This window comes from Pseudomonas sp. P4_B4, from assembly GCF_056402255.1.
On the sequence record NZ_JBFUHS010000006.1, the window covers coordinates 164663 to 187028 of the forward strand.

General features: G+C 57.6%; 17 protein-coding genes and 2 pseudogenes. 13 read left to right on the plus strand and 6 right to left on the minus strand.

Going from position 1 to position 22366, the window contains the following annotated elements:
• Positions 1 to 19: 19 nt before the first annotated feature.
• Entirely contained in the window at positions 20 to 784 is a 765-nt protein-coding gene (locus tag AC1DVE_RS09505; protein ID WP_223532411.1) for a COG4705 family protein, read from the minus strand.
• A gap of 217 nt (positions 785 to 1001) precedes the next feature.
• On the opposite strand from AC1DVE_RS09505, the gene AC1DVE_RS09510 reads away from it, so the two are divergent.
• A complete protein-coding gene (locus AC1DVE_RS09510; RefSeq protein WP_223532413.1) occupies positions 1002 to 1511 on the plus strand; it encodes a cupin domain-containing protein in 510 nt (169 codons plus the stop codon).
• A 427-nt stretch (positions 1512 to 1938) separates the two neighbouring features.
• Here the strand turns inward: AC1DVE_RS09510 and AC1DVE_RS09515 are convergent.
• The 3 genes and pseudogenes from AC1DVE_RS09515 to AC1DVE_RS09525 form a co-directional block, all read right to left on the minus strand.
• A pseudogene (locus AC1DVE_RS09515) lies at positions 1939 to 2180 on the minus strand (LysR substrate-binding domain-containing protein); the annotation flags it as partial.
• A gap of 609 nt (positions 2181 to 2789) precedes the next feature.
• Positions 2790 to 3089, minus strand: coding sequence for a GH25 family lysozyme (locus tag AC1DVE_RS09520; protein ID WP_223532415.1), 300 nt, complete (start codon positions 3087 to 3089; stop codon positions 2790 to 2792).
• Between the two features lie 181 nt (positions 3090 to 3270).
• Positions 3271 to 3597, minus strand: coding sequence for a hypothetical protein (locus AC1DVE_RS09525; protein ID WP_223532417.1), 327 nt, complete (start codon positions 3595 to 3597; stop codon positions 3271 to 3273).
• 663 nt (positions 3598 to 4260) lie between these two features.
• On the opposite strand from AC1DVE_RS09525, the gene AC1DVE_RS09530 reads away from it, so the two are divergent.
• Entirely contained in the window at positions 4261 to 5343 is a 1083-nt protein-coding gene (locus AC1DVE_RS09530; protein WP_223532419.1) for a hypothetical protein, read from the plus strand.
• Complete coding sequence (locus AC1DVE_RS09535) at positions 5340 to 6137, plus strand: peptidoglycan recognition protein family protein (protein WP_223532421.1); 798 nt, start codon at positions 5340 to 5342, stop codon at positions 6135 to 6137. Before AC1DVE_RS09530 ends, AC1DVE_RS09535 begins: the two co-directional genes overlap by 4 nt.
• A gap of 426 nt (positions 6138 to 6563) precedes the next feature.
• On the opposite strand, the gene AC1DVE_RS09540 is transcribed toward AC1DVE_RS09535, so the two are convergent.
• Together AC1DVE_RS09540 and AC1DVE_RS09545 are read right to left on the minus strand one after the other, a co-directional pair.
• A complete protein-coding gene (locus AC1DVE_RS09540; RefSeq protein ID WP_223532423.1) occupies positions 6564 to 7337 on the minus strand; it encodes an N-acetylmuramidase domain-containing protein in 774 nt (257 codons plus the stop codon).
• A 719-nt stretch (positions 7338 to 8056) separates the two neighbouring features.
• Positions 8057 to 9085, minus strand: coding sequence for an AAA family ATPase (locus AC1DVE_RS09545; RefSeq protein ID WP_223532425.1), 1029 nt, complete (start codon positions 9083 to 9085; stop codon positions 8057 to 8059).
• 83 nt (positions 9086 to 9168) lie between these two features.
• Between AC1DVE_RS09545 and AC1DVE_RS09550 the strand changes: the two are divergent.
• The 10 genes and pseudogenes from AC1DVE_RS09550 (at position 9169) to AC1DVE_RS09595 (ending at position 22360) form a co-directional block, all read left to right on the plus strand.
• Positions 9169 to 9928: pseudogene (locus tag AC1DVE_RS09550) on the plus strand (creatininase family protein).
• A 490-nt stretch (positions 9929 to 10418) separates the two neighbouring features.
• On the plus strand, positions 10419 to 12701 hold the full coding sequence (locus tag AC1DVE_RS09555) for a phage tail sheath family protein (RefSeq protein ID WP_223532427.1): 2283 nt from the start codon (positions 10419 to 10421) through the stop codon (positions 12699 to 12701).
• Between the two features lie 59 nt (positions 12702 to 12760).
• Positions 12761 to 13285: a phage tail protein gene (locus tag AC1DVE_RS09560; protein WP_057399652.1), complete on the plus strand. Its 525-nt coding sequence runs from the start codon at positions 12761 to 12763 to the stop codon at positions 13283 to 13285.
• A 45-nt stretch (positions 13286 to 13330) separates the two neighbouring features.
• Positions 13331 to 14080, plus strand: a complete 750-nt coding sequence (locus AC1DVE_RS09565) for a T4 family baseplate hub assembly chaperone (RefSeq protein WP_223532430.1) — start codon at positions 13331 to 13333, stop codon at positions 14078 to 14080.
• A complete protein-coding gene (locus tag AC1DVE_RS09570; protein WP_223532432.1) occupies positions 14077 to 14844 on the plus strand; it encodes a hypothetical protein in 768 nt (255 codons plus the stop codon). The genes AC1DVE_RS09565 and AC1DVE_RS09570 overlap by 4 nt, the downstream gene beginning before the upstream one ends.
• Positions 14841 to 16151 (plus strand): Pvc16 family protein, encoded by a 1311-nt coding sequence (locus AC1DVE_RS09575; protein ID WP_223532435.1) that lies wholly within the window; start codon positions 14841 to 14843, stop codon positions 16149 to 16151. Before AC1DVE_RS09570 ends, AC1DVE_RS09575 begins: the two co-directional genes overlap by 4 nt.
• A complete protein-coding gene (locus tag AC1DVE_RS09580) occupies positions 16148 to 18061 on the plus strand; it encodes an ATP-binding protein (protein WP_477783899.1) in 1914 nt (637 codons plus the stop codon). The genes AC1DVE_RS09575 and AC1DVE_RS09580 overlap by 4 nt, the downstream gene beginning before the upstream one ends.
• Positions 18058 to 18336 (plus strand): hypothetical protein, encoded by a 279-nt coding sequence (locus AC1DVE_RS09585; protein WP_223532440.1) that lies wholly within the window; start codon positions 18058 to 18060, stop codon positions 18334 to 18336. Before AC1DVE_RS09580 ends, AC1DVE_RS09585 begins: the two co-directional genes overlap by 4 nt.
• Positions 18333 to 21707, plus strand: coding sequence for an eCIS core domain-containing protein (locus AC1DVE_RS09590; RefSeq protein WP_223532442.1), 3375 nt, complete (start codon positions 18333 to 18335; stop codon positions 21705 to 21707). Before AC1DVE_RS09585 ends, AC1DVE_RS09590 begins: the two co-directional genes overlap by 4 nt.
• Complete coding sequence (locus tag AC1DVE_RS09595) at positions 21704 to 22360, plus strand: hypothetical protein (protein ID WP_223532444.1); 657 nt, start codon at positions 21704 to 21706, stop codon at positions 22358 to 22360. The genes AC1DVE_RS09590 and AC1DVE_RS09595 overlap by 4 nt, the downstream gene beginning before the upstream one ends.
• The last annotated feature ends 6 nt before the right edge of the window (positions 22361 to 22366 follow it).

Sequence of the window (22366 nt, forward strand, 5' to 3'; positions counted from 1 at the left end):
CTTGATGGACTATTAAGCGTTACTGAGTGACGGGTTTGCGGTTGCCGACGCTGATCTGCGCAACAGCGACCAGCAGGACGATGACGCACAGGAATATCGCGCTGGTCCAGGTGGCGCCCATGCCGAGGCCACCGTAGGTCTTGGCTTGGGTCAGCAAGTCGCCCAGAGAAGCACCGAACGGGCGGGTCAGGATGTAGGCGACCCAGAAGGCCAGTACCACATTGGCGCCCAGGCGCCAGGCCACCAGGGTCGCGGCGAGCAGCGCGGCGAAAATCACGGCGCCGAGGGTGAAACCCAGGCCCAGTGCTTCGGTGGCCAGGTCACCGGCTGCCGTACCGAGGGCAAAGGTGCAGAGTACGGTCGTCCAGTAGAACCATTCCCGGCGCGGGGTGACGATCTCGCGGATCGACAGGTTGTGTTCCATCCGGTACCAGACGAGAAAGTTGAGTGCCAGCAGGACTGAAAACACGGCGGTGCTGGTGTACAGGCTGACATCGAGAACGTCGGTCAGGATGTCGGTGAGCTGCGTCCCGACAATGCTCACCAGCACCACGGTCAGCCAGTAGATCCAGGGCGAACAGGCGCTTTTGCGCATCTGTATGAACAGGGCGATGGCCAGCAATGTCGCCATGCCGACACTGGTCCAGCCCAGGCCAAGGCCGGCATCGACAGCGAGGAAGTCCGCGCCGGTTTCACCCACGGTCGTGGACAGGATCTTGATCACCCAGAATGACAGCGTCACCTCGGGTACTTTATTGAGCCATCCGGCTGTAAAGGGTTTCATGGGCGGGTTGCCTCTCCTGAGCAGCGCCGAAGTTGCGCAAGGGAGACGATACGCAGCGAAACTTAGCTGAGACTGAGGAGCGGGGAAGTCGACCGGTTTTCTGGTACGGTTTCGAGCCAGAGTAAAAGCCAACTCGACTAAAGCACTATTTAGTCGAGTTATGTCGATAAATGCTGCGAATGCGTCACCAAAATCACAAATAAGAGGCGCACGGCAAATGACTCAACGCACCCTGCATCTTAGAGAAATGATCAAAGCCCTGGGTCTTGAGCCCCATATCGAAGGCGGATTCTTTCGCAGAACCTACCAATCGGACGACCAGAACATGGTTGTGACTGCGGGTGGTCAACGGCATTGCATGACGTCGATTTTCTATCTGTTGACCGAGGATTCTCCGATAGGCCATTTCCATCTCAACCAGTCAGACATCGTTCATTACTATCATCTGGGCGATCCGATTCAGTACACGCTGATTTTTCCGGACGGCACGTTGAAAACCATCGTGATGGGTCACGACGTTCTTGCCGGACAATGCTTGCAGCTGCACGTGCCCGGGGGAATCTGGAAAGCTTCGCAGGTGATGCAAGGCGCTGCAGGATTCGGCTTGATCAGTGAAGCGGTTTCGCCAGGTTTTGATTTCGCGGATATGGAAATGGGCGACCGGCAAAAGCTCGGACAGCAGTTTCCTGAGCATTGGGCGCTGATCGAAAAGCTGACGCGAGGATGAGGTGGTTGCGTGCTTCTAGATCTGTGTGTGTCAGGGTCAATCCGGGAATACTAAGTCTCCTAAAAAGGGTTTGGTCGGGTATTGTTGCTCTTGTATTTATTAAAGATTTAAATCAATTAGGCCGTGTCCACGATTTTAGCTGTTGCCTAAAGAAAAATCGTCGGCTAGTTGCGAGAGCCTTGTCGACGAAGTGCAACGTTATTCGGTGTCAGCTCTCGTGATGGCTAACGGCCGTTGGGGATTTTGTTGCGGTTCGTTCCTACAGTTTAAAACAGCTACAGCATCTCGACACTGTTGTATTGATGTCGTGATGCGTAGCCTGTCTATTACGCTTGCGCGGTCGATTGCAGCGTTTCGATCAAGGTACGAGCGCAACCGGCAGTGCTTCCAGGTCCCTAACCAGTATGCTGCGTGCACGAATCGACTAGGGTTCATCCAGTTCTATGATTGACAGCGCCATGTTGACGCTATGGCCCGCGCCGCCGTTTTCGGGATGACACCGACCGACGCCGTCTTGGATCATCCGACAGATCGCTTCAAAGCTGGAAACTGGATTCGTAACGACAGGTTCCCCCCCATTCGTTCGACCTGTTCGCGCATAAAGCTATCCAGGAGGCTGCCTTCATGGAGGCCGATATAGGGGAATTGCAGGGTATCTGCCAGGCGGATCTAAGTACCAAGTCGTCGTCAGGGTCGATGACATGCAGAAAGGCTTGCCAATGTACTTGAGGGCCCGTTACGCATTCCATGCTCCGAATTTGGCAGCGGACCGTACGTTCCGTGAAGAACTCGTCAGGGAGTTACTCGACCTGCCTATCAATCCGACGCTGGAGACGAGGGAGTTCGCGCTTTGAGACCGACGCACAACTGGTTGATCGAGGCTCACTCCGTTTTGGACAGATCGCTTGGCACGCCATTCTTGTCTGGCCTTCGATGCGACTGACTTCGGTGGGTGCGATGCCAAAGCGATGCTGTTAGCAATGGTGCCGCCCCTACCGTTCGATAACCCCATTATTGAACAGGGTCGATCGTCTCGGTAGTTAGCTTACTAGTTGTAAGGAGCCTGCTTATAGTAGTTGCTAAATGGCCATTGTTTCCGGAGCGCTTCTACTGTTCCGCTGAAGCAGTTGCGGTCAGATCGGCCCATTCCATTAATATCGCGTGGTTGCGGTCCATTCGCTCCGTCGGTGTACTGCCAGAAGGTAAAGGTTGGCCAAGTATCTATCGGAATGCCGACGGGGTTGTCCCGATAGCGGGCATACCAAAGCGGGCAGTTTTTCAAAATATCGTCAGGGTGGTTTCATCTGCTAAATGGCTCCGGTCAGTGGCCTTCAGAAAATTTTCGAATTGATCCTTAACATCCCGACTGCTGGAAAAATGATAGGCACCCCAGAGTAAGCCCGCATCCAGTGCGAGCTTTCTCCTGCTCAAGTATTTGTCATCACGAAAGGTAGCGCCTTCGCTGGCCTTGTGAATGACCGCAACAATGCCATCGTCTTTGATTTTCTTCATATCGATTTTGTTGTCATGGTTCAAGTCGACAATAACGTCAACAGTGCCGGGTACAGTGCTTGGCATATTAAATGCTCCTCTTGTAGTCGTCGCATGGAGGATTGGCTAATTGCAACTGCGAATGCAGGATCTTCTACATTTTTCAGCGCTCAAGGCGGTTCTTGTTTAACGCACAAACCAGAGACTATGCATGCTTTGATTCTGTGCAGATTTCAATATTCTTTAAGTCCAAAAATATTAGCTTTGACTAGAGCAAAACTGTAATTGCCGTATTGACGAGCACGACAACTAATCCACTTATAAATAAATCCCGCCGAGCTTGAGCCAGGCCCGCTTGTTTAAGGGCGTGGAGTCTGCCGAGGCTTTCAGCGCCGATCAACAGTGAGTTGTATTCATTTGTAGTTATTTTCTTTGCAGCAAGTAGCTCGATCCATCTAATTAGGTCCTGCTTGCAATGTTCCAGAAAGTCCTTGATGTCATTTTTTACGGCATTCGCAAAATCGGAAAAATTTTGCTGCACTAATTTAGCGAGAGGTTCTTTGAGCGCATCCAGGTACTCATCGAAGCTAGCCATGGCAAATCTCCAGTCTCGTTGCTATTTTTTTTCGCCTTCCAACTCAATGATCAGATCAAAGCTATTCGCGATTTGAGTTTTCTTTTCGGGAATAAAGTTTTCACTCAGCGATCCCTGATGCTTCCAAAGAGCTAGCGTTGAATATAGTTCCCATTATCTGTTTGAGCCCATTGTTTTGTTTTGTGGTCGTAGACGTAACCTTTATAACTCCTAACAAAACAGGGATTAAACACGGAAGGCAAAAAATAACGTATCTCTGGTGTTGTGTAGCATAGGGTGGTAATTAGTCAAGGCAAGCTCTATGTATTTTAATTATTTCAAATTACCCTGTTTTTCTTGCGGTCATCTATTTCTGACAAATCAAAGGCTTATTGTTCTAGCCAGAATTTCTGGTGGAAGGTGTTTCATCGGATTAACAGATGTTTTTTCGGGCTCGAACACTTTTTTATGCCCCTGATTTGTAAGTGTTCTGGTAGTCAAATTAGAGCACTGACTTTAGGCAAGATAAGGCGTTTGCAGCGATCAACTTGCATAAAGAATCGCGTCGTCTATATTTGTCAAATACAGTCGAAAAGTAGATGTCTAGGGTTTGAGTAAGCCGGGTTTGCCGATGATGCACCGGCAGGGATACACACGATTCTCTCAATTATTGAGGAGCGCATTATGGCGTCTAACCCCGATGGCTTACAGCCAAATAATTTTAGCCGCAAGGCCAAAAAAATCCAGATTCTGATGTTGGGTTCAGGGCTCATTATGCTCGCAGTGCTACTCGCCTACCTATTTGTCCTGTTGTGGCCGTCGCCGTCGGATTTTTCACAAAAAATCTCGGGAAGCCAAAAGCAAATGATTTGCTCCCTATTTGTGACAAGTGCTGGCGGAGTGGCAGAAGGTAAAGTAACGAGTGCGAGTGGAGTAGCAGGCGACAAAGTGACGAGTGCGGGTGGAGCAACAGAAAGTAAAGAGTGTTTTGAAGTAACTTTAGATGCCAGATTGTTGATGCTGGTGATGGTGGCAGGCGGCTTGGGGAGCTTTGTTCACACCGCTAAATCATTCGGTGATTTCGTCGGAAACGACAAACTCATGAGCAGTTGGATCTGGTGGTATATTCTCAAACCATTTATCGGTATGATCTTGGCGACAATCTTTTATCTGGTTATTCGTGGCGGCTTTCTGTCCGTCGGCAACGATGCAGGCAATCTCAATCTTTACAGTATAACGGCGATGGCCTGTATGGCCGGAATGTTTGCGAAGCAGGCCACAGACAAGCTCAGTGAAATATTCGACTCACTGTTCAAGACCAGTCATGGTGGTGGGGATGCAAAGCGAAAAGATAATCTTGATAATCCCATCCCTACGGTTGTTGATATTCAGCCATCCAGCGCCAGCCCCAAGACACAACAATTGGTATTAAATGGTTTGGGGTTCCTGAAAAGTTCGGTGGTTCGGGTCAATGATACCAATAGGGAAACCAGATACATCGGAGATAAACAACTGATAGCAAGCTTGTTACCTGAGGACGTAGCCAAGGAGGGTGTGCTCAATGTTTCCGTATTTAACCCGTTGCCTGGGGGAGGGATCTCCAATACCCTGAATATCACTGTTTCTGGTGCGATCGGGTTGCCATCGAATGACTTGAATGTGGCGCCGAACGTTCAAGATGACAACATGGACGGTTGCGACGGGGTAATCGAGTCAGAGACAGCCGATAAAGATCTTCCGCCTTCGACTGGAGGTGTCGCATCATGACCTATTCATTGACGTGGTTGCCAAGTACGTTAGAAGCTGCCGGCCTTAAAGTCGCCTTGGTCGATGGCTGGACCAATCGGGGGCGTGGCGATTTAGGACAAGCACTTGGCGTTATGTGCCACCATACGGCAGGTCCTAATCGGGGCAACATGCCAAGTTTGGATACTCTTATTCATGGTCGATCTGACTTGTCAGGGCCATTAGCACAATTGGGGTTGGGACGTGATGGTACATTTTATGTCATAGCTGCGGGAAAATGTAATCATGCGGGCGCAGGGGAGTGGAAAGGGATTACAACTGGAAATACGAATTTTATCGCAATAGAGGCAGAAAATTCTGGCCTGCCCGGGGACTCCCCTTGGCCGGCTGTACAAGTTGATAGTTTTTATCGTGGAGTGGCAGCAATATTAGGGCATATAAATCAGGGCGTTGAGTTTTGTGTCGGTCATAAAGAATATGCATTGCCAAAGGGGCGTAAACCGGATCCGAATTTGGATATGGTGTTGTTTCGCGAGGCTGTGTCGGCCATCATGACTGGAACTGTACCTGCATCAAAGCTTATTCCTGCAATTGAGCTCGAACCCCAGCCAGGTTTAACAGCAGGCAGGCCGACATTACGGCGTGGTGCAATAGGTGAATTGGTAAAGCAGATTCAGTCCAAGTGTGGAGTGAACGTGGATGGGCACTTTGGTGCGAATACCGAAGCGGCACTGCGTGAATTTCAGCGTACGCATGGCCTCGTCCCTGACGGGATCGTCGGGCCAAAAACCTGGCAGGTTCTCGACCATAATTGACTAGCCAAAGGTAATAGCGGTCCGATTTCAGTCGTGCAGCGGGGGCGCTGCTGGAGATCCAATCAATCCCAAGCGGAGTTCTCACGGATCCTGAATCGGGTCGATAGCCTGTGTCACCTTCCTTTCGATCCACAAGGGCATTGCCCTGGCGCTGGCCAAGGCGAGTACGACCGAGGAGGCTGAAAGTATTCTGACCGAGTCCAATGCAGCGCGTGATGCGTACTACACCGCACGCACCGCGCTGCTCAATGCTGCGGACCCGTCAATCGCTCCACTGTTGGCCAGGCTCCAGAAGGCCACAGACGCCGCGGAAGCGGTCGACGCTCAGGTCGGCCGTTTTGAAGACGTCGCTAACAAGCTCAACATAGCGGTAGGGATGCTCGCCAAGATCGTTGCGATTGCCGCAACGGTGACATGATGACAATCCTAGGCCGGGAATGCCTTCTCAAGAAGCTTGCTCTCGGTGTCGCGGTCCAGTTGACCGGTTTCGGGTAATCCAACTTGTTTCTGGAACTGCATCAACGCCGAGCTCGTGCGACGACCGCGCACGCCATCGATTGGCCCGGGATCGATGCCAAGGTAGACCAATGCCGCTTGTGCGGAGCGCAGAGCCAAATCCGGGAGAATAATCTTGTACTTGGCATGGGCAGCGGCCAAGCGGGTGTCATACTCGTTCTTCTTGAAATCCGGACCGTTGTAGCCACGTGCAAAGGAGACCCAATTGTTGCGCTGCAGCGCACCGGCCAGATTATTCTCTTTGATAAAGTTTGCCACCGCCAACAGTTGGGCGTTCTCATCCTTCACCATGGCGGCGACCATATCGTTTACTGTGGCGAAGCCAACTGATTTGAAATTGAAACCCATGACTTGGCCGATACCCCATGATGCGCTTTGGAGTGCGGCACTCGGCTCAAGCTCCATCGCTTTCTCCAGGCGTTGGTATTCACCAGGGCCACCAATGTAACCTCCCGCTTTTTCATTGCTGATATCTGAATTTCCCGTATCGTGCCGACCGTTTGTAAGGCGGTGGAATATATGACGCTCAAATAATATCTGTGGGCGCCGATCCTGAAAAAAACCAAAGCCGCGCGTTTCAACCGTGAGTATTGCCCATACTTCCGGCTCGAAAATTCCCAGCGCATTGCAGATCTGGTCCATACCTCCATCACTTAATGGGCGACCTTGACTATGGAAGTTCATGATGAAGTCCTCTCTGTATCAGAGCGCTCCCAGTGAGCGCCTTTTCAGTTATATCTGCTCATTTGTTAGTTGACACCGGCTAATAACGGCCGTTCAGAACCGCCAGGGGAGATTCAATCCCCAGGCTATAAATAATATCGCTTTGAACTGAACGCATTAGAGCGAGTTTTCCTAAACCACAGAACCAATCGATTTAATGGATGTGAGATAAAAGGCTCCGTGAACCGCCCGCTCACGACTTTGTATACGAACCCTAATTTTAATTTTTGGTTAACACTACAGGCCCGACCGCATTCATGATGGTGGATGTCTAGTCTTCGTGTATGTACAGGCTGAATGCAAAGCTGCCTGGCTTCTGTTGGGCCCAAGGGGCGCGAACGTCATCGAGTTCTCTTTTACCGCCTTCCAGCGACTCAAGGATATTAGGGGGACTCACGGTCGACCGATCGACTTTGCGCATGGTTGATACCTCGCAATAAACTCATGATCTTGGCCTTCGATTCCGTTCTCATGCGTTGAAGGGCCTCATCCGACGCGGTCCTGCGCTCTTTGAGGAACTCGGCCACCACCTCTTGCACAAGGCGTTGTCCTTCTGACGTTCCAACCGGCAGCACGGACGCGATGTCACTCTCGAAGGTGTGCAGTAATTTGATCTCTTGTGGGTCGGTGTTCGACTCCAAGCGTTGAGCCGCCAGAAGATCAGCGATACCGGCGAACTGTCAGTCGATTTCCGGTGCGTCCGCAGAAAAAAGCTGAAAAAAATCCGACGTCAACAATTGTTCGATCGTCAGGTTCGAGGTGGCAGGTAGGTGCTCCAGGCGCTCTACTTTCATCGGTAGTAAAGGAGGCTTTTTCGATTTTTTTGCAGTTTTGGGAGGTTGTCCTGATGCAGCGCGTTGCAGTACCAGCACCTCGTGGTTAGCCATGGTTCGCAGGCAAAGAGGATCATGGGTTGTTGCAATGAACGTGACGTTCGGCAGTGCGCTCCTGAGGCCGCGCATGATATTCATTTTCCAGCGGGGATGGAGGTGGGCCTCGACCTCATCGATCAGCACAACAGCCCGTGCAGTGCTTAAGCTCTCGAAGTCCCGGTTGGCTCTGGGGTCCATCAAGCCCTGAAAAATGTCACAGATCGTTGCCAGCACTGTCCTGAAACCAGAAGAGGCGACATCCAAAGGGGTTTTCCCATATTTCGCCTCGTTTGCATTGCTCATGATTGAGGTAACAATATGACATTTACGTCTTTCGGGATCCCGCGAGATCACATCGAATTCGCCTTCGATACTCAAAACATCCCGTAGCGCCCGCACAACCATTGCAAAGGTGGCCGCGTTGAGACTGAGTAGCCATTTTTCCGGGTTGGAAAGCACTACATCGGAGCGCAGCAGATTTTTAACGTATTTCGCTGGGCTATAACTTCGCTGTTTTTTCAGGTACTGCCGAAAAGCGCCATAAGCAAAAACACCAGGCATCTCAAAGCCGCTGGTATGTTTACTGTCGACAAAGCCTTCTCGGCTGATAGTCAATACATGGGAACTGCCGTCGTCGAACGTCAGCGACACGGTTGCGGAATCCCGTCGATCCTGGTCGCTGCCGCCCATGAATTCGGGCTTCAGAATAAAACTGTGAGGGTCCAGCGCTAACTCATTTCGCGCTGCATCGTCTGACATCGCGAGCGCAATGGCTTCCAGAATCGAACTTTCGCCGGCTGCATCCTCACCCAGAATCAGCAGGGAGGGCGCGCTCATTTCTGTGGGGTTATCAATTCGTGCCTGTTCTTTAGTGGCGGCCGGTAGTTGAAACGCAAGATCCTCTGGTGGAGAGAACTTAAATGCTTCTACACCTGTCGACCTGGGCCGAAATCGGCAGACTTTCTGCAACGCAGTCGAACCATCGTGATCCCGATCGGTTCGAATGAACAACACGGTCCAACCGGCCTGTTAGGTACCGATTGGATGTGTCCCGAAATCATTGCCCGTGAAGCCCAGAAAACAGCGGACATCCTGATTGCCCCGACCTTCAACATTGGCATGGCCCAGCACCATCTAGGCTTTCCGGGAACCATTTCGCTGCGTCCATCAACCTTCATTGCAGCCATTGGCGATTGGGTACAGTCTTTGGCAGCGCACGGGTTTGAGAAAATCCTGTTCCTCAATGGTCACGGCGGCAATGTTGCATCGATTGAAGCGGCGTTCTCGGAACTCTACGCCGAGGCGAGCTTCGCTCGACGCCCATCGGGGTTTGCGCTGAAGTTATGCAACTGGTGGGACCTTGAAGGCGTGGGTGAACTGGCACGGGAGCAGTTCCCTACAGGGCACGGCGTTCATGCCACGCCTTCCGAGATTGCTGTTACCCAATGGGCATACCCTGACTCGATCAAGTCGGCTGAGTATTCGCCCCAGATCGCCGCGTGGGGGCCAATTCGCGAAGCACAGGACTTCCGCGCACGCCATCCGGACGGCCGCATGGGCTCGGACCCCGCTCAGGCAACACCGGAAAAAGGTCGAGCACTGGTGATGATGGCAGCTCAGGGCTTGGTTCAAGAGGTGGAAGCACTCAGCCGGGAATCGAAATCGGGCAGCAACGCCTGAGACACGTCATTTTGGCCAGCCTCCTGGGGCCCAAGGCTGGCCGTACCCAGCTCATCCACAGCGATGAAAATCGATGCGCCTTCTTTGGCTTTAATAATATCTGGCTATTAGCGCAACAACGAAACAGTCATTGATCTTTTAAAGTTATTTATTGTTTTTCTTCGGTGCTTTATGACTATTGGATATAGGCATTTTTGCGGTAGTTGTTTAAGTTCAGGCATTTACACAACTAAAAATATCAATGAGCCATTAATTAAAGATCGAGATGCTTGAATTTGCTTAATAAAAAATACGATCTATAGCTATCCATACCTTTCGGATCGTGGACCGTCAGTTCCCCTCAGGAACTTGCACTTCGTCCAGGTCATCAACGGTTTCCGAGCAGTGGGTGGGTTCGGATGTAGTTGTGTTGGTTGTGAGGCGAGGTTGTAGCTGCCTCTGAAGGGATTTGACCATCAACCACCTGCATCCTGTCCGGAAAGGATCCGCCATGCCAGCCCAACTCAGCTATCCAGGTGTCTATATCGAAGAACTGCCGAGCGGCGTGCGGACCATTACCGGTGTCGCGACCTCGGTAGCTGCTTTTGCCGGTTCGGCTCCACGCGGTCCGATAAACAAAGCCCAGCACCTGTTCAGTTTCGCCGATTACGAGCGACGCTTTGGCGGTTTGGCGGTGGATTCCGAGATGGGCTATGCAGTCCGCCAGTTCTTCCAGAACGGCGGCACCGAAGCTTACGTGGTGCGTATCGTCAAGGACGCCAGTACCGCAAGCAAAACCCTGCAGAACGCGACGCCGATCGATGTGCTGAAGGCCGAGGCGTTGGACGAAGGCTCTGCTGGTAACGGTATCGAAGTCCGGGTGGATCACCTCACCATCAACCCCGGTAGCTCATTCAACATCACGTTCATCCGCGCCTCGGATGGGCGCGCCGAACGCTATGAAAACCTGTCGATGAACTCGATGGATGCCCGCTACGTCCTGGACCAGGTGAATGCGGTTTCACAGCTGGTAAAACTCAGTCGGATGGTCGGTCAGCCTGCGCTGGATGGGTTGACCGCCGGTACATCGCGCAGTGCCAGCCTGGCCGATGTGGCGACCCTGCTGGACGCCAATCACAACGAATTTCGTGTCAGCGTGAACAATCTGCCGCCGGTCAAGGTGCTGATCGCGCTGCCGGCGGATATCGCGGGCGGCACCCCGACCCAGCGTCTGGATGCGTTGTGTGGCGCAATCCAGACCAAGGTTCGGGCGCAGGCAAACAGCCAATTGGCCTACCAGAACTTCACCTGTGCGCGGCCGGCCGCTACGCAGACAATTCTGATGACGTCCGGTGTCGGCGGTGAGTTCTCCAGTGTGCGGGTGCTGCCCGGGCAGAAGAGCAATGCCAGCGCCGCGCTCAAACTGGGCAGTGAGGCCGGTGGGGTAGAAGTCGACTCGGTCGGTGCGATTCGACCGGTGCCGGTGCCTGATCCGGCGACTCTCACCAGCGATACCTTTGGTGCCAACGATCTGGATGCACTGCCGGATGCAACCCACACCGGCCTTCGCATCAGCCTCGATGGCAATCTCGACGTGATCGATATCGGTGACGCGGGGGCGGTTGGCGGCGACCTTGCAGCCAAACTGAAAGACGTCGCCGCGCGGATTGAGGCGGCGGTGCGTGCGCGCAAACCAGGCGATCCGGCCTACCGGAACTTTACCTGCTCGGCGGTCGGCAGCACCCTGGTCCTGGCCACCGGCACCCAAGGTGCGGCATCGAGCATCGCGGTCTCGGCTTCGCCGCTAAACAGCATCGCCAGCCAGCTGCACTTGCTGGCAGGCTCGCTCACCACCCAGCCGGTGAATGTCACCCTGCAAAGCGGCAGTGAAACAGCCTATTCCGCCGCGGATATCTATTCCTCCTTCATTGCCGACCGTGACACGCGCAAAGGGCTGTATGCGCTGGAAGAGGTGGACCTGTTCAACATCCTCTGCCTACCGGGTATCACCGACACTGGCGTGCTGATGGATGCCGCGGCCTACTGTGAGGAACGCCGGGCATTCTTCGTGATCGACTCGCCGCCAACGGCTGTCGATCCGCAGCAGATGGTGGTCGCAGTATCTGGCACGGCATTGCCAAAGTCCGATCACGCCGCGGTCTACTACCCCTGGATCTACATCGCCGACCCCTTGAAGAACGGCAAGCTGCGTCTCAGCGCACCTTGCGGCACCGTGGCCGGGCTTTACGCCCGCACCGATGGCGACCGTGGTGTGTGGAAAGCGCCGGCCGGCACTGAAGCCAGCCTGATCGGGGTGCAGGCGCTGAACTATCAATTGAACGACCGCGAGAACGGCAGTCTCAACCCGCTGGGGGTCAACTGCCTGCGCAGTTTTCCGGTCTACGGTGCGGTGTCTTGGGGGGCCCGGACTTTGCGTGGGGCCGACCAGATGACCTCGGAATACAAGTACGTACCGGTGCGTCGGCTGGCGCTGTTTCTCGAAGAAAGCCTGTATCGCGGCACTCAGTGGGTGGTGTTTGAGCCCAATGATGAACCGCTCTGGGCGCAGATCCGGCTCAACCTTGGTGCCTTCATGAACAGCCTGTTCCGCCAGGGCGCTTTCCAGGGAAAAACGCCGCGCGAGGCCTATCTGGTCAAGTGCGATCGTGAAACCACCACCCAGGACGACATCAATCGCGGGGTGGTGAATATTCTGGTGGCTTTCGCTCCGTTGAAACCGGCGGAGTTCGTGGTGATCAGGATCCAGCAGCTGGCTGGGCAGATTCAGGTGTAATCAAGGCTGCAGCCACTCGAACGGGTGGCTGCTGAACCGCTGCATCAGGGAGATATGCCATGGCTCAGTTCACGGTCAACGCCCAACGTTTCGATCCGTATAAAAACTTCAAATTCCGCGTCAAGTGGGACGGTCGCTATGTCGCGGGTATTAGCAAGGTATCGGCGCTAAAACGCACCACTGAAGTGGTCAAGCACCGCGAAGGCGGTGATCCCAGCAGCAGCCGCAAATCACCGGGGCGTACGGAATTCGAGGCGATCACCCTGGAGCGCGGGGTGACCCACGATGCCGATTTCGAGCGCTGGGCGAACAAGGTCTGGAACTTCGCCTCCGGTCTGGGCGCGGAGGTCTCGCTCAAGGATTTTCGCAAGGACATCATCATCGAGCTGTACAACGAAGCCGGCCAATTGGCCCTGGCATACAAGGTGTTCCGCTGCTGGGTCAGCGAGTTCCAGTCGCTGCCGGACCTGGACGCCAATGCCAACGCCGTGGCCATCGCCCGCCTGAAGCTGGAAAACGAAGGCTGGGAGCGCGATTACGAGGTGGCCGAACCGAGCGAGCCAAGCTTTAACGAGCCGAACTGACGAGGCGTCGTGCCTGCTGGTGTTTCCATGATGGAGATCCCGACTGTGTCCAAGCTTGATTCCGCAGACTGGCTGGCGATCTGGGACCATAGCCAGACGCTGCCTCCCGCACTGCAATCCTGCGCGCTATTGGCGCCTTTGCTGGCCGACGGACTGGAGGGCGCCAAGCGGTTGCCGGTGGGGCGGCGCGATGCGCATCTGCTGGATCTGTATGGCGCACTTCTCGGTCCGCAATTGACCGCCATGGCCTGCTGCGGACACTGCGCCGAACGCTTGGAGCTGAACCTGAACACGGCCGACCTGCGTTTGGATGATCCGCCCGCCGAGACGCAGGATCTTCAACTTGAGTGGCAAGATTACCGCCTGCGTTTTCGCCTGCCGGACAGCCTCGACCTCGCGGTTCTGGCCCAATCGCTGGAGATTGCGCAGGTGCCCGACATGGAGCAGGCGCGTCAGCTGTTGGCCCGGCGTTGCGTGCTGGAGGCCGGGCAGGGCGCCCAGCCGGTATCGCCCGAGGCCTTGCCGCAGGAGCTGCTGCAGGCCTTGAGCGAGGCCATGAGCCAGGCCGATCCACAAGCGCTGATTGAGTTGGACATGTGCTGCCCGGCGTGCGAGGAGCGCTGGAGCGAGGCCTTCGATATCGGCAGTTACCTGTTGGAAAGCCTCGATCATTGGGCACAACGAACACTCGATCATGTGCATCTGTTGGCCACGGCCTACGGCTGGAGCGAGGCGCAGATTCTTGCCTTGAGCCCGCAGCGTCGCGCCCGTTACCTGGAACGCGTGCAGTCATGAGCGACTTGCTGCTCGCCCTGGCCCGGCGCGCCTTGCAGCCGCCGGCGATTCGCCCGCGAATCGGCTCGCGCTTTGAAAACGATGCAATCGTGCAGCGCGAATTCGAGCAGGCGCCGCAGGCGCAGTTGGCATCCACTCGTGAACTGCCGAAGGCACCTGCCGCGATACCCGTGGCGGTGCAATCGAGGCCCGAGTCATCAACGCCGACGCCAATGCTGCTGCCTGTGACGACGGTGTTGCAGCGGGTGGCCTCACTGCTGCAACCAACATCGCCGGCGGGGACCCTCCCGCCAGCCATGCCCGGACCGCCGCAAACTTTGGTTTCGGCCGTGTTTGAATCGCCCAAGGAGTCTGGGCTGTCCCGGGATCCGCTGCTGTTATCGCCGGTTGACGATACCGCGCCACAGCATTCGCCCCCAGGCCCGCAAACCCGGTTGATCGAACGCTTGCACAGTGAACGGCGCATCGAGCACCACGAGCTCAGTCGGGAGCTGATCGAGCGCCGTGTCGAACGGCTGCACGAGCAAGCGCCCGGCAGCGCCACGGTATCGCCGCCACTTCATGCACGGCAGGAACCGCACCCGGCGCAGGCCGATGGGCAAGCCGCCGCGCCACGGATCGAGATCAATATCGGACGCATCGAAATCCTCCCACACGAAGCAGCACCCGCATCGCGTGTCGAACAGCCGCCCCGGCGCCTGCCGGCCAAGTCTCTGGATGACTACCTGAGCGAGCGTAATTCGGGTGCAGGGCCGCGGTCATGAGTTCGCCACTGGGGCTGGCCGCCGCGCTCGCGACACTCCAGCAAATGCTCGAAAGCGGTCTGGCGGACTTGAAAGTCAGCGATGTACTGGGCGGTGCGCCGAGCGTCACCTGTATCGGCCCGGATCGCATCGATCCCGCTGGCGGCGACCAATTGAACCTCTTTCTCTATAACCAGACGCGCAATCCCGGCTGGGCCAATCTCGGACTGCCGAGCCGCGACAGCGCGGGCGAGCGCATCGGCAATCCGCCCCTCGCGCTGGACTTGCACATACTCATCACCGCCTATGGCGCCGCTGATTTCCACGCCGAGATCCTGCTTGGCGCTGCGATGCAAATCCTTCACGACACCCCGGGACTGGGCCGCGACGCCATCCGCGCGGCGCTCAAACCGTTGCCGAACAAACCCAATGTGCCCAAGGCGCTGGAACTCGCCGGACTGGCCGATCAGCTGGAACAACTGCGGATCACACCCCTCAACCTCAGCACTGACGAACTCTCGCGCATCTGGTCCTCAATCCAGGTACCCGCACGGCCCAGCGCGGCGTATCTCATCAGTGTGCTGCTGCAATCGACGGCCAGAAGCCAGCGCACGCCGTTACCGGTACTGGCACGTAACCTCTATGTGGTGCCGTTGCGTACGCCACGGGTGGACCGGGTCGAGTCGGTGGCCGGTGCGGCAATGCCGATTCTGCCGGACGGCAACGTGCGGGTCAGCGGCGCCCAATTCAAGGCTCAGGCCCTACAACTGTTGGTCAATGGACTGGACCTCAGCGCCGGACTGAGCAAAATCGAAAACGAGACCCTCGAGTTCGGCTTTCTGTTCCCGGCGCTGCCGCCATCCTTGCGGGCGGGGGTCTGCACGTTGCAGGTGGTCCATGGGCAATTGCTCGGGACACCACCAGTCGCGCATGGCGCGGTGCAATCGAACCTTGGCGTGTTCATTCTCAACCCTCAAGCGGGCTTTGTCGTTCAGCCCGGCGCGACCAGCAAGGTGGTCGACGGTGTGACCTACCGCTTCGGCAGCATCAAGGTGACCTGTGTTCCGCCCGTTGGGCCGGGGCAGCGGGTGCGTCTGCTGCTCAACGAAAAAGCACCGCCAAGCGACCGGCCGGCACGGTCCTACAGTTTCAGCGCAACTGACGGCAATGGCATTCTCCCGCCGGCCGAGCAGAGCGTAACGGTCACCATCGAATATCAAGGCGTCGCCCAAGGGGCCTATTTGGCAAGGGTGCAGGTGGATGCCGGAACCAGTGCGCTGGTCATGGCCGCTGATGGCCAATTCAGCGCGCCGCAGGTGCTGCCATGAGCCAGCGCCGCGATTTCGCCGACAACCGCCGTGCGCTGACGCAGGCGCTGGATGCTTTTGCCGCCTACCTGACGGCGCGGCTGGCTGGCGAGCCGGCGCCCTTGGGCGCTTATCTGGAGACCCCGCCGGCGCTGGCGCTGCTGTCCGAACGGTTGGGGTTGAGCCGTTTCGAACAGGATCTGTTGCTGCTGGCCGCCGCCGTTGACCTTGACCCACGCTTTCGCGACTTGATGGCGCAAGCCCAAGGTGACGTGAACCAACCCTGGCTGAGTTTCGAGCTGGCCCTGCGCCTGCTGCCTGAACCTGAGTGGAGTGCGATCACCCCGATCGGCCGTCTGCGGCGCTGGCAATTGCTTGAACCCTTCGGCAGCGGCGGGGCGCTACAAGCGCGGCTGGTGGTGGATGAAATCATCCTGCACCGGATCGCCGGCCTGAGCTTTCCCGATCCGCGTCTGGAACCCTGGTTTCGTCAGGAAAACCTGGCGGACGCCGAGTCGGTCGCTGTCGACAGACAACAGGCAAGGGCCAGCATCCTTGAGATCGCCGCCCAGTGGCAGGCAGCGCCCAGCCTTGCCTTGGCACCGATTGCACGACTGGTGGAAGGCGACGGCGAAGGCTATGCCCAAGTCCTGGCGACAGAACTGGGGCTCAAGCTGTACCGGATGGCCGGGCATGACCTGCCTGTCGGGCATGTTGAACGCGAGCAATTGGCGCACCTGTGGGAGCGTGAAGCGCTGTTGCACGGCGTGCTGCTCTGGTCGCAACCGCAAGATCTGAACGCGGAGCAGGCACAACGTCTGGGCGACTTTTTCGATCACTTGCAGGGCCTGATACTGCTCAGTGGTGACAGCGCGCCGGCCCTGCGTCGCCGTCAATGCCGGGTCAGCGTCCAGGGCAGCGACGCGTCGGCACGGCTCAAGCTCTGGCAACAACATTTGGGTGAATCAGTCTCAGGCGTCAACGGCCGACTCGGTCTGCTGGCGGAACAGTTTCAACTCAACAACAGCACCATCCTGCATCTCGCCGAGGCCTTCAAGGCCAGGCCCAAAGGCGGTGTCGAACACCTTTGGCAGGCATGTCGCGAAGAAGCTCGACGTGGCCTGGAGCACCTGGCTGAACGAGTGGACGCCCGCGCCGACTGGGACGATCTGGTGTTGCCGGACGCGGCCCTGACAAGTCTGCATACGTTGGCAGCCCAGGTTCGTCAGCGCACACGGGTTTACCGCGATTGGGGCTTTGCCGAGCGCAGCGACCGTGGCCTGGGTATCAGCGCCTTGTTCGCTGGCGGCAGCGGCACCGGCAAAACCCTGGCCGCCGAAGTGCTGGCTCATGAACTGCAACTGGACCTTTACCGCATCGATCTGGCGGCACTGGTCAGCAAGTACATCGGCGAGACCGAGAAGAACCTGTCACGGGTATTCGCCGCGGCCGAAAGCAGCGGCGCGATCCTGCTGTTCKACGAGGCGGACGCCTTGTTCGGCAAACGCAGTGAAGTGCGCGACAGTCATGACCGATACGCGAACCTGGAGGTCAGCTACCTGCTGCAACGGATCGAGACTTACCGTGGACTGGCGATTCTCACCACCAACTTGAAGCAGGCCATCGACCCGGCATTCCAGCGTCGCATCCGTTTCATCGTGCAATTTCCCTTTCCCGATATGGAGGCCCGCAGCGCCATATGGCAGCGGGCGTTTCCACCCGATGCGCCGTGCAACGCGCTGGACATTGGCAAATTGGCGCGGCTTTCGCTGTCTGGCGGGCATATCCGCAACCTGGCCTTGAACGCGGCCTTCCTGGCGGCAGACAAGGACATGGCCATCGGTATGCAGCATCTGCGTGCAGCCGCCGAAGCAGAGTTCGCCAAACTGGAAAAACCGCTGCCGGCGGCGGAAGTGGGGGACTGGACATGACCCACCCCCTGACACCCGTCGCCCCGACCATCAGCCTGACGATAGGTACCCTGGCGTTGCCCGGTTATTCATTGCGCAATGGCCAGCGACTGGCCGGTGCCCTGGAGCGTGAGTTGGGACGTTTGCTGATCGCGGCACCGCTGCCAGGGCAGGGTTTTGCGCTCGAACAAGTGCAAATCCCCCGGTTTGCCACACCTGCGGGTGAGCGCCCGGAGCGTACCGGACGGCGCTTGGCACGACTGATCGCTGAACAACTGCAGGGGCCGGGACAATGACCGAACACGCCCTTGCTCCCAGTGCCGAACGCGACGCCACGCCGCCGAAGACTGCCGTGCGTGGTCTGCTATTACAGCGCAAGTGCGCCTGTGGCGCGGGTGCCGGTAACAGCGGCGAGTGCGAAAGCTGCGCCGCCGGCCGCCAACAGAACCTGCAACGCAAGGGCAACGGTGCCCAAGGCGGGCAGAGTGTCCCGGCCTCGGTCAACGAGACTCTGGCGAGTCCCGGTCGACCATTGGATGCAGACACTCGCGATTTCATGGAGAGCCGCTTCGACAGCGACTTCGCTGCCGTACGCATACACGACGACAGCGCCGCCGGGGCCAGTGCCCGGGATGTGGATGCGCATGCCTTCACTGTCGGCCAGGACATTGTGTTCGGCGACGGTCAATACCAACCCCAAAGCGAGAGCGGTCGACACCTGTTGGCTCACGAACTCGCCCATACCGTGCAACAACAAGGCTTGCAGCGCTCCGGCATCAGCAACCTGGCCGATCAGGGGCCGCACTACCAGCGGCTAGAGCGCGAGGCCGACTTCGTCGCCGACAGCGTGATGCGCGGCCAGCCCCTGGCCAGCGGCGTGCTCAGCCAGGGCGGGCCACGCCTGTCGCGCAAGCCGGCGACCCCGCCGGCCCCCCTGCCGACACCTGCGGCACCTCCTGTGACAGCTGCCGGCGCGACGCCTCCAGTCAGCGAGGAAAAGGAGAAGGACCCACCTCCAGGTTTCACCGCCGAGTACGAAACCTCCACCTACAACCGCAGTTTCAGCCTGACCAGCACCGAGGTGCCGGTGCAGGTGACGGGGGCAGTGACCAAGACCCAGGCGGACTACGAAGTGGAGAAACTGGTGCTGCCGACGCAGAAGGGCCCTTATGCGCTGGCTCACTGCAACAAGCCCTATTTGCCGCTGAAAGCGACGTTCGAATGGGCGGGCGGCGTGCCCAAACCGTACAAGAACATTGCTCGCGACCCCACCGATACCCTGCAACGCACTTGGCTGTCGAAGTACGGCTACACGCTCGGCAAGGACGCTCACGCGCGCTGGAAGGAAGTGGGCGGCGAGGCGCAATTCCCGAAGATACCCACCGGCCCGACCTGCGAGATCGACCACATCCAGGAATTGCAGGTGGGCGGCGACAACCAGAGCGATAACCTGCAGGTGCTGGACAAAGTGGACAACGGTTCCAGCGGTAACTTGATCCAGCAGCAACTGCGTTACCTGGCCACCACAGCCTTCGACGATGCCAAGACGGCGCTGGGTAAGCGACCCAAGCGTGTATCGCTGACCTTCAAAGGAGCGGTGATGCAGGGTAGCCCCAGTTGTTCGCTGTGCTGCCAGCTCGGCAAGCGCTTCAATGATCCGTCGATCACCGCCGCCAGCGGCGCCGTGGTGATGGACTATGAGCTGATCGTGCTGGGCAACCCGGTGAAGCTGAAACTAGCGGCGGACAAGAGCAAGTCCGTCCCCCTGGCCGGTTCTCCCTACACCGAAAACCAGGCCGCCTCGAAGGTCATCAAGGGCCTGACCCTGACCTCCTTCGAACGCGACAAGTCAGGCAAGGGGCGTGACAAGGTGCACGCCAGCATCGATGGCGAAATCATGCACCTCAAGCCCAACAAGGGCGTGGACCTGATGATGGACATCGGTCCGGATCGTGCGCTGCTGTTGCCCAAGGGTAAGCCGAGCTCGCCGATCAAGTTCGAGTACACCAAGCTCAGCCCCGGTCAGTTCAACAGCTTCAGCGCTGACGCCAATGGCATCGTCGCCGAGGGCACGATCAAGCCGAACATCCCGCTGCTGCCGACACTCACCGTGGCCATGGACGCCAACAACTTCCGCGTCACCAAAAGCATCGACAAGGACAAGATCAAGCCGCCTTTCCCCGGTGTGAGAGTCACCGAGGCGAGCATTGCCCTGGAGCTGGCGCCGACCTTCAAACCGGTGGGCACCCTGGGCTTCGAGTTCGGCGGGACGAAGAAGCTGGCCGACCTCAAGCTCACCGCGTCCGCTGACGACGCCGGACTCGTGCTCAAGGGTGATCTGTTCGTCTACCTGCCCGGCGTGGACCAAGCCAAGGGCGAGGTGAAGTATCAGGCCGGCGAGTGGAGTGGCGGGGCGCATATCGAGTCGGGGCAGATGGCCGGCAAGATTCCCTATGTAAAGAGCGGCGCTGTCGATGTATTCCTCAAGGCCGGCAAGATCGACGCAAGCGGCAAGGTCAACCTGGAACTGCCGGGCGGCAACGAGGCATCGCTGGAACTCAATTACACCCGCAGCAAGTGGGTGTTCCAGGGGCGCGGCAAGATCAAGGTCAAGAGCCCCTACCTCAAGCCGATCCAGGCCAGCCTCTGGTACGACGGCGAGCTGTTCATCGCCAAGGGCCAGGCCGGATTCGCCTTCTCGGGTCTCGACGGCATAGTGGATGCCACCTACGAGAACAAGGGCGGCAAGGAGAAGGTCTACGGCAAGGGCGATATCAAGATCGACAAGGGCCGCGCCAAGGGCAATATCGTCGTCGAGTTGCTGCCCAATGAAAAGATCATCGGCAAGGGCAAGCTCTCCTACGAAATCAAGAAGGACATGGTGGCAACGGCCGGCATCACGGTGGACGAACAGCAAAAGATCACCTTCGACGGCGAGCTGAGCTTTCCCGACATCACCCTGTTCAAGCGCTTCCCGGAGAAACAGGAAGACCAGCCGATTTTCTCGGCCTCGGGAAGCATCCCGATTCCTGGCGCCTCCATCGGCCCGATCGGGCTCAAGGTCAAGCTCTGGGGCAGCCTTGGGTATTACTACTATGTCGGCCCCGGGGTGCTCACCGGGATCAAGGCTACGGTCAAGTTCAGTCCCTTCGAAGCTGACCCGGATTTCAGTTTCAACCTCAAGGCCAAGGCCAGCATCCCGGCGGGCGGGGGTATCAGCGGCAAAGTCGGCGCCGACGTGGTCATCGATCTGTACATCGCCGAGGTCGGTGGTGGCCTCAACGTAGAGGCCAAGGCCGGTCTTGAAGGCAAGGCCGAACTGGCCGGCGAGATTGCCTACAGCAAGGACAAATTCAGCGTCGATGCCAGCGCCTATATCGGCGGCAGCGTGGTGCTGGCCGCGGCGCTGAATGCCCGGGTCTACGCCGAAGCCGGGGTCTGGCGGTTCAAGGTGCGTACTGAAAAGACCTGGAAACTGCTCGGTGGCACCTTCGACACCGGCCTGAGCCTCGGCGTACGCCTTCCGCTGCACTACGACAGCATCGACGGCTTTCGCATGCCCAAGCTCTCCGATATCAAACCGGAACCTGCGCAGATCAATCTTGATCCGTCGAAGATGCTGTCCAACCTGTTCGGCAATGCCAAGAGTGAGGAGCGCGAGGTATGACCGGCTTTTCCAATTCGCCGAAAGTGCTCAAGGGCGGGCTGATCCTGATCGACCCGGCCAGCGGTGCCGTACTGCGGGTGATCGCCTTGCAGTACAACCCTGACCTGTTGACCCGCAGCCTGCAACCGCAGAGCACCGGAGGCAGCGCGGCGATCAGCGAGCCGCTACGGCTGAAGGGGCCGCCGGTGGAAACGATCAAACTCGACGCCGAGATCGACGCCACCGACCAGCTGGAGTTCTCCGACCAGCACCCCGGCGCGATCCAGGTCGGTATCCACCCGCAGCTCGCGGCACTCGAAACCATCGTCTACCCGGACAGCAACGCCTTGATCCGCAACAACCAGATGGCCAACGCCGGCACCCTGGAAATCGTCCCGGTGCAGGCGCCGCTGCCCTTGTTCGTGTGGAGCAAGGAACGCGTGGTGCCGGTGCGCATCACCGATTTTTCGATCGTCGAGGAGGCGTTTGACGTCAACCTCAACCCGATTCGCGCGCGCATTAGCCTCGGCATGCGCGTGCTCAACATCAATGACCTGGGCTTCGGCGACAAAGGCGGGCACCTCTACATGGTTTATCACCAGAGCCGCGAACGCCTGGCGCGCACGGCCAGCAGCACGACCCTGGCCAGCCTGGGTTTGAGCGCGCTTTTTTAAATCAAC

What these genes read in the sequence shown, in the direction of transcription:
- AC1DVE_RS09505 (WP_223532411.1), bottom strand. Translation starts at nt 784, where the DNA reads ATGAAACCCTTTACAGCCGGATGGCTCAATAAAGTACCCGAGGTGACG.
- AC1DVE_RS09510 (WP_223532413.1), top strand. Translation starts at nt 1,002, where the DNA reads ATGACTCAACGCACCCTGCATCTTAGAGAAATGATCAAAGCCCTGGGT.
- AC1DVE_RS09520 (WP_223532415.1), bottom strand. Translation starts at nt 3,089, where the DNA reads ATGCCAAGCACTGTACCCGGCACTGTTGACGTTATTGTCGACTTGAAC.
- AC1DVE_RS09525 (WP_223532417.1), bottom strand. Translation starts at nt 3,597, where the DNA reads ATGGCTAGCTTCGATGAGTACCTGGATGCGCTCAAAGAACCTCTCGCT.
- AC1DVE_RS09530 (WP_223532419.1), top strand. Translation starts at nt 4,261, where the DNA reads ATGGCGTCTAACCCCGATGGCTTACAGCCAAATAATTTTAGCCGCAAG.
- AC1DVE_RS09535 (WP_223532421.1), top strand. Translation starts at nt 5,340, where the DNA reads ATGACCTATTCATTGACGTGGTTGCCAAGTACGTTAGAAGCTGCCGGC.
- AC1DVE_RS09540 (WP_223532423.1), bottom strand. Translation starts at nt 7,337, where the DNA reads ATGAACTTCCATAGTCAAGGTCGCCCATTAAGTGATGGAGGTATGGAC.
- AC1DVE_RS09545 (WP_223532425.1), bottom strand. Translation starts at nt 9,085, where the DNA reads ATGAGCGCGCCCTCCCTGCTGATTCTGGGTGAGGATGCAGCCGGCGAA.
- AC1DVE_RS09555 (WP_223532427.1), top strand. Translation starts at nt 10,419, where the DNA reads ATGCCAGCCCAACTCAGCTATCCAGGTGTCTATATCGAAGAACTGCCG.
- AC1DVE_RS09560 (WP_057399652.1), top strand. Translation starts at nt 12,761, where the DNA reads ATGGCTCAGTTCACGGTCAACGCCCAACGTTTCGATCCGTATAAAAAC.
- AC1DVE_RS09570 (WP_223532432.1), top strand. Translation starts at nt 14,077, where the DNA reads ATGAGCGACTTGCTGCTCGCCCTGGCCCGGCGCGCCTTGCAGCCGCCG.
- AC1DVE_RS09575 (WP_223532435.1), top strand. Translation starts at nt 14,841, where the DNA reads ATGAGTTCGCCACTGGGGCTGGCCGCCGCGCTCGCGACACTCCAGCAA.
- AC1DVE_RS09585 (WP_223532440.1), top strand. Translation starts at nt 18,058, where the DNA reads ATGACCCACCCCCTGACACCCGTCGCCCCGACCATCAGCCTGACGATA.
- AC1DVE_RS09590 (WP_223532442.1), top strand. Translation starts at nt 18,333, where the DNA reads ATGACCGAACACGCCCTTGCTCCCAGTGCCGAACGCGACGCCACGCCG.
- AC1DVE_RS09595 (WP_223532444.1), top strand. Translation starts at nt 21,704, where the DNA reads ATGACCGGCTTTTCCAATTCGCCGAAAGTGCTCAAGGGCGGGCTGATC.